The organism is Iodobacter fluviatilis (assembly GCF_900451195.1).
Taxonomy (GTDB): domain Bacteria; phylum Pseudomonadota; class Gammaproteobacteria; order Burkholderiales; family Chitinibacteraceae; genus Iodobacter; species Iodobacter fluviatilis.
Map to the genome: position 1 here is coordinate 1,270,055 of NZ_UGHR01000001.1, position 12,649 is coordinate 1,282,703.

Here is a 12,649-nt window from a genome sequence, read left to right on the forward strand (position 1 = left end):
AACAGGATTTTTTAAAGATTGAAGTGATTGTTCAATAAGTTATGAACAATCACTTTTGTTTAAATTAGGCTTCGCTTAATTCCAAATCTGGTTCGGCATTTTTTTGCGGATCAAGATCCGCAGCAATGTCTAATAGCTCTTTATTATGTTTTTGCTGAGCAGTGTACTTCTGCTGTACGCTTATTGCTTGCTTCCGAATATCAATGGATAACTTTCTTAATTTTATTTTTGTTTTATAAAATGACTGGTTATACTCTTTTTGAGTTTTAAAACGATTCAACATTAAGACATTTAAATCAAAAAGATACTCTTCGATTCGCCATAACAACCGAAGGTAAGCTGTGGCCATCGGGCTGGTGATGATCACTTCTTCTGAATCTTCGCTTGGATACGAAACTTCAATTAGCCGGTCGGCTTTTGACACGCTGTCTACCTGCTTGCTACGTAGAGTTTCGAGGAGCTTTTTGATAGGGGCGTGTAGGTTGGTAATTTCAATTTCAAACTCATCAATCCAGCCATTGATGATGGATACGACCAGTTCGATATCTTTAGCCGGTAAAATAGCCGGGCCATATGTTCCAATGAAAAAAACATTTTTGGAGTTTACGTAGAATGTTTGGTTGAATAAGTGTTGGAGAGGCTGACTGGGCAAATCTCTTTGCATGCGGCCAACAGCGCCTTTGATTCGGCTTAACCAATTTTCACGAATAGTCGTGTTTGTTTCAGCAAGTCGTTCTGCTCTTACCTTCCCCAGTCTTCGGCGCTCCAGCGCCCTTACTTCCTTCTGCTGTGCTCGGCTCATCACCGTAGCGGCATTGTTTTCAGGTGTGGTGGCATCTGCAGCTGTGCTTACCGGGCACGCATTAGATTCTTCGATTAGCTGGTTTTCTGCTGAAAGAGAAGTATCTTCAGTGCCTAATTCTGGATTTAAGTTTTCATTCGAGTTCATTTCAGTCTCCTTGGGTTGAGCTATTGGTTATGTTTACTAAATTAGAGCTTTACGCTCTTTAATGCGTTTTTTGCCAGGCCTGCGCCTGGAAGAGAGCCTTTTGCTCCTTTAGTTGCACCGCTTAATAAACCGGATGCAATGTCAGGTATTTGCATGCAAAGGAATAAAACCGTAAGTGCTAGCAGTACAGCGGTCATGGATGCTTGAATTGGTAATGCATCACCATTCGTGATGTTTATTTCCAAATGAGATTGCATTGAAATTAATACGTTTGCTGTTATTGTAATAACAACAATAGCAACTAATTTTAGGAATCCTGCTCCAATAGTATATTTAAACCAACCATCAAATATAAAACTGACACGTTCATGAATAATTGATGGAATCATTAATGGACCGAATGCCAGTGAAATTCCTAGCAATAAGGATCCTAATGTCCAATACCACATCACAACAATTGCGGAGAGCATAAGTAATATCGATGCAATGGTTATATACAATAACCCAACAAGTCCTTCCTGCATGTGAGCAGCAGCAACACCTGGAATGAGTGATTTCCATGAAAGAAGACTATTTTTAGTGTTATCTAGTAGCTGAACATATAGTTTCCCTGATGTTGATGTTAATAAATTAACAATTGATTCCATTGCCGCATCGCCACTTTGTCCCCCAGTCGCGGCAAGTTGCAGGCCGTTAAATATGGAAGTGATACTATCAATTACAGCTGACTGGTAATTCATAATGAGTGATAAAACAACGCATGCTTGTATTACAGTGACGATCAGCTCAACAAATGCATCCATCCCACCACCCAATGCAATTTCAAGTGCATTAAATACGATCACAGAAAATAAAAGGATGGCCAAAAATTCTTGTCCATTTAAAATAAATACAGTAGAGAATTTCTCTGATTCACTGACAATTGAAAGACTTAATTGCTTAAGTATCGCAGCGTAATCCATTGCACCAGTTGTCATAAAAACACTCTTTTTATAAAAATATATAGTTGCAATAAAATAATAAGCGTTCCAAAAACAACAAGGTTTTTATGCCTTGTGAATATGGAGTAAAAAATATAAGCAAGCTTGAAATTTTTACTTTTTACTTCATGAGCAGATAGAGCGAGTGTTCTTTCGTTTTTATCTTTAATGTTTGCTAATAATTTTATTTCTTCGAACTCAGAATCGCTTATTTTAAATCGACGAATGATGAATTTTTTAATCATGACTAACTCCAAGAATTGGTCATGCTACAATTTGAAAGATTTTTTTATTTTTTCACGCTCTTCATTGTTTTTCTTTATTCTTAGCTCTCTCATCATATTGTCACGTTCTTCATTGCTTATTTCATTGATTGCTTTTTCATTGCTCAATGAATTAGCTTTAATTACACTGGATTTTACGTCCATCATAATGGACGCTAACATATGGCTTTGTTGTGCTAGGACTTTAAATCCTTTTAAGTTCCCATCAATTCCTTCTATTTGAGAACGTGACTCTTGTAGACCTTGGGCTTCTTCCGCTACACGGCCTAAAGAGATCATGTCTTCATCAAGAGATTTTTTGTATTCTCCACCTCGGACCTTAGCAAGATTTATTTCAGCTCGCATATATTCTTCAGGATTTAAATTCAAGTTTTTCATTTCTTCAATACGTCGTGTATACACGGTTCTTACATCTTCAACAGAGCGTTTGAAAGATTGAATATGATCACGCAATTCCCTGATTTTTTCGGCTGTTCTAATATAGGGTTGTAATTGCTTCTGGATCACATCTCTTGGCACATTCGCCATGTTTTTTATTCGTTCAATTTGTTGCTCTAACTGTAGTGCGTATTCTTTTGCTTGAACGGCCACTAATTCTGCCTGAGATAAGTTTGACGTCACAAGCTCGAAATTGTTTAGCCATTGCGTGAATTCCAGCGCATAAGCATATGCGTAGCAAGCATTACTAATGCTTGATGCCAGTAAAAAAGAAATAATATATTTACGCATATTCACTTTCCTCTTCTTCAATACTCACATGAGAAACTTCATCAATATAACGCTCTTGCCAATTTTCATTGTTTGGCTTGCCGTTATTCCAGTGTTTATTAAATATACTAATTGCTTTTAAATCAGACCGGCAGCAGGCCAAAACGCGAGGAGGTAATGGCAGTAATATTTTTCGTGTAATATCACCTTGAATTACAATATATTCTCGCTTAGGAATAGCAGACTTAATCATTTCGATTTGCTTGTCATTCAGCAAGAATATCCCTTTGTATAGATTCAAATGGGATTCAATATTTTGATTTGGTAAGAATATTCTTGTAGGAATATTATCTATAATTCCTTCAAATGCAGCTGATTTCGCTAACTCGCCGAGTGATTGGGTTGTGATGATGACATGCCCTAATTTCTTGGCGATATCGCGTAGCCAAACGTCAAATTCCGCAGTGAATTCAGGATTAGAAAGTAAGTAATGACCTTCTTCAACATAGATAGTTGTCGGGTAAATAACGCTTCTTCGAGTGGATTTTATATCGCGCTCAATTCGATAAAATACATAGCTCATTACTGGCTTACGTGATCTTTCATCTTTAAGGAGTTCGCCCATTTCCATGCACGTAATATTGGCAAACTCAAATGAATCATCCATATGATCAAATACATAGGCTAATGGCCCATCTCCAACCCAAGGGGCCAGCTCAGCTTGTAAATGATATGGGAGAAAATGCCATAGAGCGTGTAGACGCCAAGAGTCTTTACCTGATCCCTTTAAATGACGCATTGACGAGTTGATTTCCATTTCATCATCAGCTTGAAGCGAGTAGCCTCGTGCACAAATGAGCTTTTCTATCCAGCTGGATAGAAATGGCCAAGCATCAGGATCATCCAGCATAAGCAAAGGATTTAAGTGGTTTTGGCTGCCAGGTTGAAAGTCAATATGCTTGCCTCCCTGTAGGATTGTAGGGATCCAGCAGCTATACGATTTATCAAAGATAATTAAACGGCCATGGTATTTTGCAAATTGAGACAGTAAAAAATTAAGTAGCGTTGATTTACCTGTGCGAGATGGACCAATCACCATCGCATTGCCTAAATCTGCGAGATGAAAGTTGAACCTGTATGGGACTCCATATTCGGTCGGTAGCTCTGCAAGGGCAGGGCAATGCTTGTCCATGCTTTCGGAAAAATAGTCATTTTTGGCAGAGCCTGGATTGACTGTTTTGAATGGAGCAAAGTCAGAGAATGCTGAAATAGGGCGATAAAGCCAGCGTTGCACTTGACGCCATTGGCCGGGGATGGAGGATGAGTACCCAGAAAGCAAATGCAATTGTTCTGAAATAGAATTAATAGATGAGTTTTTTAATTTTTCTTGAACTTCTGTAGCCACCCTTTTTGACTCTAAAAGAGTGGGGCCGTTGCATAAAATAATTGATGAGTACCAGCCGTATAAATGGCCAGCGTCAATTTTTGATTCAATAGTTTTACATTTTTCTACTAAAGACATTTTGTGCGCATTTCGTTGCACGTCGTCAGGATTGCCTTTTTTCCCTTTCATTGCCAGCCTGAAATACTCACCTATATTAATACTCGACAGACTGTAGAATTGCTGAGCACGTTTAGAAATCATTGTTGCTTTTGATTGCGGGATTATTCTAAATAATTGAATGGAGTCCAGTTCTCCATTAATCCCTAATAAGCAGTTCAACTTTGATGGAGTTGATTTAACCGCCTTAATAACAGTCAAACCTGTGATGTACTTTGTATCCATAGCATTACTATTAACCAAATGCTCAGATGCAACCTGCAGAGTTGAGTTTGGTAATGCTGTGTCCAGTAATTCACCCGCGACAACATCCATTGCCCAATTAATTTGGTTCGAATCATTGGCAGAAATAGTTCCGCCCAAATAGTTGATGAGCTCTTTATCATGCAAGCGTCTTAAACCTGTTGAACGCTCTAATGTTTGTTCAAAACTACGTAACATCCCATCAATTTTAAGAACTGACTCGGTAATGTGAGAAACTTCTTGTTTAAGCGTTTCTCCAGGGTTAAAAATAGATTTCATTTCTGTTAAAATGGCTGCGATAGGCTCATCTTTTCCAACCGCATTTTTAATTCGATTAAGGAAGCTTTGATCAGATGGAGAAATCAATACGGATAAATATTGTCGATTCGAAAATCTTGGATGTAGATTTTCAAAAACTGTATTAAATTCAGTTTCTAACATTTTTGCGATTGGATTGCTAAAACTTGTTGTTGAAATCCCTTTTAAATACCTTCTTTTTAAATGCGTCCAAATGGTAATGGGCATATTTTTGAACTCTGAAAATGCAGCATCGCTAATTGACGATAAGTCATCTTCACCACTTTCCGTGAGTCCGCCAATATCTTGCCCTTTTATTTCGTAGCAAACGAGCAATGAACCATCTTTGCACATAACAACATCGTTACGTACCATCATTAACCACGGAATGAGTTTACCCCATGAGGCACGTTTCACATTAACACCTTATTTCCAAATCCGTCAGGACGAATATTGTCATTACTAGGCCACGGCTCATAGCAGTCAGCCTGATAAAAATAGCCATAATAGCTGGCCACCAAATGTGAATCTTTTTCAGTAATAGATTTCAATATATAATGAGCGATTAAACTACATAATATAAAAGCATACAGCTCAAAACCAATAACCATTAAGCCTGCGGTGAGCATATTAATAGCAAACAAAATCCAGTGAACTCCATATATTGTTCTTGGCACATCCATGAATTCAGGGAGTTCATTTTCTCTCATTTATGCAATTGCCATAAAGGTGTTTAAATATTCAATTGCATTAACCACAATCCCAGACCCACTTCCGCCACATGGAATGCTAATGCCCAAAATGCTTGTTACAAAGGGTGCCGCTGATGCCGCAATCCCAACACCTAATACGATTTGAATTGCTCTACCAATGAATCCATCCATTTTGCTGGCCAGTGCAAGGCCTAATCCAAAAACAACAATCATAATAAATGCAACTAGTCCAATAATTTTTGGACTTGTATCGGTCATCACTTTGCATAGGCCGGTAAATGTATCCGCCGCATCTGCATTTGAATGAATTAAGAATAGTGCCGACCACATTAATGCTATGGATTGCTTTTTCATGTAGAGATCCTTTGTTTTTTAAATAGAGTTTTAGTAATGTATTTACCGTGTTCACAACCAAGTATTTCAATTACCTCTTCAGGTGCTCTTTTCCCTCCTCGCCTGGAGGCGTGTACAACAAAATTAATTGTTTGCGCTATTTGTTCTCGAATTACTTCAATAGGCGTGTTTCGCATATCTGGACTTTTGCGCATCATATTTTCTAACCGAGAAAGGGCGGAATGCGCATTCTCCGCATGTAATGAAACGGCTCCACCTGAATGGCCAGTGCTTAAAGCGTCCATCAAGTCGCAAGCTTCTGCACCTCGGACCTCTCCAACAACAATGCGATCAGGTCGCATGCGTAAACACAATCTAAGGAGTAAGTGAGTATCGACACCAAGTGCTTGATTACTAACTAGGGCTACCCAGTTAGGAACTTTTATTTGGAGCTCTTTAGTGTCTTCGATAGTTAGAATGCGCTCATAAGGGGAGAGCCCCTGTAGATATGCATTTAGAAAAGTTGTTTTACCGCTAGATGTTGCGCCTGAAATTACAATATTCTGATGAGTGTCCCTCATCCATTCCAACGAATTTTTTAGGTGTATTCCACCTTGTGAAACTAAATGATCTGCAGGCCTAGCAGTCAGTATTTCGCCGGTATCTTCGTAGGAAGGGTTAAATGATCCGTCATTGACATAATCATCAAGGGTCCTAACATGACGCCCGTGTTTTCTGATCGCCATGACGGGACCAAAATATGAAATTGGTGGCAGGGCCGCCGCGATGCGCAAACCTGGTAGTTCCGCATCCAAAATTAAATGTTCACTGATCCTGCCATTTTCTCTGACCTCTTTTCGATTCTGTTTAGCGATCAGTTTAATAGCCGCGATCAATGAACCTTCTGGAAGAACAAGGTTGGATTTTTCAATACGGCCATTTTTTTCAACGAAAATATTGTTATGCCCGTTGATCATTATTTCTAAAACGTCTGTGTCTTCTAGAAGTGGCGTGATTGAGCGCAACTGATCACCGAGCAGGCGTTTTGCCAAACTAATCAGTTCAAGTTGTTCTGATGCTGGCAGGATAAGAGGTTCAGTCATTGTGTGGTTTCGATTAATTTTTTAGCAGCCTTAGAAATACTAACAATTTTCTCTAGCTGTTTAGTGCTGTAAGTCTGTGGATTTTAGGGGTACTTAAGTGTCGATAAATTTGTCTGATTTAGTTCAAATGTACTTAGAAGAAAAGTATTTGCGCCCCGCAACCCGTGATAACTATATTTTGGTTGCTCATTTGTTCTCAAAAGACGTTGGCCATATTGATGTAGATAAGATTGCTCGGAAGCACTTGATTGCGTGGCGTGACGCGGTTCTCTTAAGATGCAAGCCGATTTCATGGAATACGTATTACCGGCATTTTTCAGTTCTGATGGGATTTGCAGTACGGGCAGGAGTAATTCAGGAGTCGCCTTGCGAGGGGTTTAAGTCGATTCGAATCGGGAAGCGGGGTAAGAAAACAATTCCTGTTCATGCAAGGCAACGAGTTTTGCATCGTTTAGATGCAGAAGAAGAAAAGTCAGATGAGGGTGACGTTTCCCGTTTTTATCCCCAGTATTTCTGGCGAGCGACTGTCATGACGCTATCCATGACAGGTATGAGGTTAGGGCAGTTGGTAGGAATTATTTGGGACGATGTTGATTTTGAAATGATGCAAATTAGGCTGGAGTCTGAGACAAGTAAAAATCACCGAGAATGGTATGTGCCAATTCCAGAGCAATTGAAGCCATCCTTGCTGGTGTTATTGTGGCATGTGAAATCAGTGGGGTTGTTTGGCTACGATCGACAAGTTTTTAACGTGCATGACCATAACAGTAAAAATATTCTTAGAAAAAAGATGACGCGGGCAGCGGTTAAAAGTTTTTTTCGTAGGATTTCTGCCTCAATTGACGCCCCAATTAGCTCTCATCGGTATAGGCATACACTGGCTACTGTGTTGGTGAATAATGTTTCAAACATTCGGATTGCTCAAGAAATTTTGGGTCATTCAAGCATTGAGGTGACGGCGGGGTATGTTGAAGCTGATCACGCAACAATGGCTATGGCATTGAATAAAGCAAGCGTCATAATGGTTTGACGTCAGAAATATTACGGATTAAGTGCAAACAGATTTGCGTTCGTTTTTTAAATGGTATAGTATCCACGTCGTATTTTGCTGCTTACAGGGAGCTTGTATAGTTGACGTCGAGCTATTCGCCGACCGACGCGACTGTGCAATGTTCATGTTTTTTTTGGGCAGAAGAAGAATTCTGAAATAACTAGTTATTGTGAAATAACGCCGATGTAGCTCAGTTGGTAGAGCACCTGACTTGTAATCAGGGGGTCGCGAGTTCGATTCCTGCCGTCGGCACCAATATGATAAAGGGCTTAGCTTATGCTAAGCCCTTTTTCTTTTTGTCGATATTAGACAATTGTCTAATATTATTCAGTAAATCCACCCGTTTTTTCTTCGCCAGATGATGTTTTTTAATAGACAAAATTTGCGCTGCTACACGCGTTAAAATCCCTTTATTTATCTTCAAAAAAGCCTGTCAAACGAAGTTAGCCTTCCAACTGTGTGGCTCATATCGTATTTAATATGAGGCAATCAGCTAGCTGGTATTTTGTTTTGCCTATTTAATTTTTGCTGTTGATCGCAGCTCATTGCTACCGGCTCCCATGCTTCTTTGCATATGTGATTGGGAATGCTCTGCGAGTATTAGGTTGGCTAAGCGCGTGCACTGCTTTTACCCAGAGATGTTGTGACATTTCGAGTGAGCAATCGTCGGTCTTGCAAACTTGTTCATCAATTCGTAGATATCGTGATGGCCGCGACTCATTAAGATATAAACGCCATCCCCCATATGTTGCTTGGCTTAACTCGGTAGCCGTAGTAGCTGCTGCATCGATTTATTGATGTGGTTATGCCAAAAGCAACCAGTCTTCACGATTTACTGTTTGCTTTGCAGGTGTTTGGTATCTATTGATTAAATTAATCCATGATTATTCTTAATTTGTCATCTATGGTGTCGCCATTTCTTTTTGGAGCCTGCAGTGGAGTAGGTTTTTGGATCTTAGTTTGACGCTGAAGCTTGCTATTTGGCGGGGTGTTTTCTTGGAAATTAAATACCCGCTTCGCATTATCTATGTTTCATAACGTATTGATTTTTAAAATTAATAAATGCCAATTGGGTTGCCGGCTAAAGAATATTTTGGCGATATTCACAATATGATAGTCATTTAGCCAGTATTGTTAAAAGTGGTATTAATACGCCTACCGGACTAAGTAAAAACAATGATGTAAAGCGCCCCGTGGGATTGTTCTGAATGAGATTAATTCCTGCTTATAGCAAAAACCAGCCATTTTTTTAATAAGGAAACCCGTAGCAAGATGGACCCAGAGCCCCCTAGTTGTTGTTTTGACTGGTATTCACTTTTTAATATTATTCCGGCATTGCGTGGAAGGGTTTCCCTCGTTTGAAAATTGAGTGGTTTCCTGAAGCGCGCTGCCGCTGAAGGATTTCGACTCTATGAAGCATCAAGAATTATCAAACGCCATCCAGACCATGCTGCGTCTGTACGATAGCAATGCATTTGCCAAATTGGCCCGCACCACGCCCCTAGCGGATATGGCCGATGTGCTGGAAGAGCACCCAGTTGAGCAAATTGCCCGGCTGCTGCGCTCGCTGGACCCTAGCCCTCGTAGTGCCTTGTTTTCTCATTTTGCCGCTCCCGTGCAAGATAAAATCCTTATTGCCCTACCGGCTGATATTGTCGTCAATTTGTTTGAGCTGCTGCCTTCAGATAAGCGCGCTGATATTTTTAATCGCTTAAATGCAGAAAGAAAAGAGCTGCTCTTACCTGCGTTGGCTAAGGCAGAGCGCGACGATATTTTAAAGTTTGCATCATTTCCCGAAGGCTCGGTCGGCTCGGCCACCACATCTGAATATGCCACCATCACATCTCAGCAGACGGTAGAGCAGGCTTTGCTCTCCCTGCGCCAGGGCGCGCCGGATAAAGAAACCATTTATGTGGTGTATGTGGTGAATGAAGACAGGCAATTATTGGGCACGGTTTCTTTACGGGAATTGGTGCTGGCCAAGCCCGGGATGCGGGTGGATGAGCTGATGAAAACGAACTCGGTGTTTGCCCGCGCAGAATGGCCAGCCGTTGACGCGGCCGAGCTGATCCGCCGCTATGATTTACTGGCAATACCCGTGCTGGATCAGAGCGAGCGCATGATCGGCATCATGACCGTTGATGATGCGATGGATATTGAAAAGGAGCAGGATGTAACACGTTTATCCCAATTTGGCGGCACGGCTTCTGGTGGCGGGGCAGATCTTAGCCTGAGGGAATCCAGTATCAAGCAATTATTTAAGGTGCGGGTGCTGTGGCTGATTATTCTGACTGGCTTTGGCATCATCACCAGTACCTTTGTATCGCAGCAGGAAGAATTAATCAGCGAAGTGATTATTCTGGCGGCGTTTCTGGCTCCGATTGTGGATATGGGGGGTAACACCGGCAGCCAGTCTGCCACCCTGGTGCTGCGTGCCATGGCATTGGGTGAGGTCCGCCTCTGCTGGAAAGATGTTTGGTTTGTGATTAAGCGCGAAATCCCTGTTGCACTGGCGATTGCGGTGGTGATTGGTATTTTAGAAACCATACTGGCTTATTTCAGCAAGGATGCAATGAATTTCGACATCCTGATGGTGATTGGTCTGAGCATGATGGTTTGTACTGCCGCAGGCGGCATTATTGGTGCGTTGCTGCCTTTCGGTGCCCGCCTGATGCGTGCTGATCCCGCCACACTGAGCGCACCTTTAATTACCTCAATCATGGATTTACTCGGCGTATTTATTTACTTTGGCTTTGCTTATGCTTTCCTTGGGCATTTGATTAAGTAAGGTTTAGCCCGAGCAGACTTGCAGGTGGGGCTTAGGGGGCGCAGCAATTTGGCGCACCCTAAGCTCTTTTTGTATTTCAATCTCATCACTTTTCAAGCAAGCGGCTTGCTGGCTAAATCAAGTTGCCGCACATGGCCAGCGCCACCATGTTGGCCAAGCCATATATGGGCGAATCTGGCCGAGTAGCTTATCGATGTTACTGATCGTGATGCATCTTGGCCTTGCAGCAACGGTAATCCCCCACAAAACCAGCTCATTTTTAAGTAGAATTTTCTCGCAGTGTTTGAGGAGCTCTACATGAAAGCAGCACGTTATTCTGACAGCCAGATTATGGCAATTTTAAAGCAGGCCGAAGCCGGTTCAACCGTCCCCGATCTGTGCCGCGAGCACGGCATGAGTTCTGCCTCTTTTTATAAATGGCGCGCTAAGTTTGGCGGCATGGACGTCTCGATGATGACGCGAATGAAGGAGCTGGAGGATGAAAACAAGCGCCTTAAAAAGATGTATATCGAAGCCCAAATGCAGGCGGATATCATTAAGGAAGCCATGTCAGAAATCATTAGAAACATCTCAGCGTCGCGAGATGGCTCACTGGGCCGTTGAAACCAGGGCATTGTCTATTCGTGCGGCTTGCGCCAGCTTTGCAATTAGCATGACTTGCTATCGCTATATTCGTAAGCTGGATGCAGAAAATGCCCAAATCGCTGATTCATTAGTCCAGCTCACGGAAACGCATCGCAACTGGGGCTTTGGCCTTTGTTTTTTGCATCTGCGCAATGTCAGGAAAAAGCGCTGGAGCCATAAACGCGTTTACCGGATTTACTGTGATTTAGAATTAAATCTACGGATTAAACCTAAAAAACGTTTAGATCGCGAAACGCCAGAGCCATTAACAGTGCCAGAGGCAAAAAATGAAACGTGGTCGATGGATTTTATGCACGATCAATTGGCCGATGGCCGCAGCATTCGCTTATTTAACGTGATTGATGATTTTAATTGGGAAGGATTAGGTATTGAAGTCGATTTCTCTTTGCCAGCAGAGCGCGTAATACGCAGCCTGAATCAAATTATTGAATGGCGTGGTAAACCCAAACGAATCAGGTCTGATAATGGCCCTGAATACATTAGTCACATATTAAAAAATTGGGCAGAACAACAATCGATTGAATTGGCCTATATTCAGCCCGGCAACCCGCAGCAAAATGCGTATATTGAACGCTATAATCGTACCGTTCGATATGAATGGCTGGCTTGTGATGATTTTGAAAGTATTGCTGAAGTACAAGAAACCGCAACGCAATGGCTTTGGAGTTACAATAACGAACGCCCACATATGGGATTGGGTGGCATCACCCCAAAACAGAAACTGGCATTACATGCCTAGCCTCTACTTTTAAGTGAGCTTAAAAACGGGGGGATTACCGTGGAGTTACCGTACAAATCTGCACCACTACAACATTAAGATTGTACCCGTCTCATTGCTTGCTTTTATTTGACTTGCTTATACTTCTTAGGCGTAATTAAAAACTTTTTATTTATGTTGATTGTATTTTTTTAATAGTTAGTTTTTCAATACGCTTTTTAAAAGGAATTAATTATGCCTAAAAATCTACCTGATTATGTCTCTTGCTCCGGAACC

The 12,649-nt window shown here is 41.4% G+C and carries 12 protein-coding genes and 1 tRNA gene; 5 read left to right on the forward strand and 8 right to left on the reverse strand.

Annotation, left to right across the window (positions count from 1 at the left end; all coding sequences use genetic code 11):
* Positions 1-64: 64 nt before the first annotated feature.
* From DYD62_RS05790 to DYD62_RS05825, 8 genes are read right to left on the reverse strand one after another with little or no spacing between them, the layout of a single operon-like run.
* Entirely contained in the window at positions 65-949 is an 885-nt protein-coding gene (locus DYD62_RS05790; protein WP_115226480.1) for a hypothetical protein, read from the reverse strand.
* Positions 950-990: 41 nt separating this feature from the next.
* The gene (locus tag DYD62_RS05795; protein WP_115226481.1) at positions 991-1,926 is read right to left on the reverse strand and encodes a type IV secretion system protein; all 936 of its coding nucleotides are present in this window, start codon (positions 1,924-1,926) and stop codon (positions 991-993) included.
* Positions 1,923-2,174, reverse strand: coding sequence for a hypothetical protein (locus DYD62_RS05800; protein ID WP_115226482.1), 252 nt, complete (start codon positions 2,172-2,174; stop codon positions 1,923-1,925). Before DYD62_RS05800 ends, DYD62_RS05795 begins: the two co-directional genes overlap by 4 nt.
* Positions 2,175-2,198: 24 nt before the next feature.
* Positions 2,199-2,942 carry a hypothetical protein gene (locus tag DYD62_RS05805; protein WP_115226483.1) on the reverse strand — a complete coding sequence of 248 codons (744 nt, stop codon included), beginning with the start codon at positions 2,940-2,942 and terminating at the stop codon, positions 2,199-2,201.
* Entirely contained in the window at positions 2,935-5,439 is a 2,505-nt protein-coding gene (locus DYD62_RS05810) for a VirB4 family type IV secretion system protein (RefSeq protein ID WP_132038700.1), read from the reverse strand. Before DYD62_RS05810 ends, DYD62_RS05805 begins: the two co-directional genes overlap by 8 nt.
* Complete coding sequence (locus DYD62_RS05815) at positions 5,436-5,732, reverse strand: hypothetical protein (protein ID WP_115226485.1); 297 nt, start codon at positions 5,730-5,732, stop codon at positions 5,436-5,438. The genes DYD62_RS05810 and DYD62_RS05815 overlap by 4 nt, the downstream gene beginning before the upstream one ends.
* Positions 5,733-6,089, reverse strand: coding sequence for a TrbC/VirB2 family protein (locus tag DYD62_RS05820; RefSeq protein WP_115226486.1), 357 nt, complete (start codon positions 6,087-6,089; stop codon positions 5,733-5,735).
* The gene (locus DYD62_RS05825) at positions 6,086-7,171 is read right to left on the reverse strand and encodes a TadA family conjugal transfer-associated ATPase (protein WP_115226487.1); all 1,086 of its coding nucleotides are present in this window, start codon (positions 7,169-7,171) and stop codon (positions 6,086-6,088) included. Before DYD62_RS05825 ends, DYD62_RS05820 begins: the two co-directional genes overlap by 4 nt.
* Before the next feature lie 97 nt (positions 7,172-7,268).
* On the opposite strand from DYD62_RS05825, the gene DYD62_RS05830 reads away from it, so the two are divergent.
* From DYD62_RS05830 to DYD62_RS05845, 5 genes are all read left to right on the forward strand, one after another.
* On the forward strand, positions 7,269-8,201 hold the full coding sequence (locus DYD62_RS05830; protein WP_115226488.1) for a tyrosine-type recombinase/integrase: 933 nt from the start codon (positions 7,269-7,271) through the stop codon (positions 8,199-8,201).
* A 200-nt stretch (positions 8,202-8,401) separates the two neighbouring features.
* Positions 8,402-8,477: transfer RNA gene (locus DYD62_RS05835), tRNA-Thr, on the forward strand.
* A 1,156-nt stretch (positions 8,478-9,633) separates the two neighbouring features.
* On the forward strand, positions 9,634-11,010 hold the full coding sequence (gene mgtE / locus DYD62_RS05840; protein WP_115226489.1) for a magnesium transporter: 1,377 nt from the start codon (positions 9,634-9,636) through the stop codon (positions 11,008-11,010).
* Between the two features lie 297 nt (positions 11,011-11,307).
* Positions 11,308-11,613, forward strand: a complete 306-nt coding sequence (locus DYD62_RS23955) for a transposase (protein WP_233702874.1) — start codon at positions 11,308-11,310, stop codon at positions 11,611-11,613.
* Complete coding sequence (locus DYD62_RS05845) at positions 11,540-12,394, forward strand: IS3 family transposase (protein ID WP_233702932.1); 855 nt, start codon at positions 11,540-11,542, stop codon at positions 12,392-12,394. Before DYD62_RS23955 ends, DYD62_RS05845 begins: the two co-directional genes overlap by 74 nt.
* Positions 12,395-12,649 lie beyond the last annotated feature (255 nt).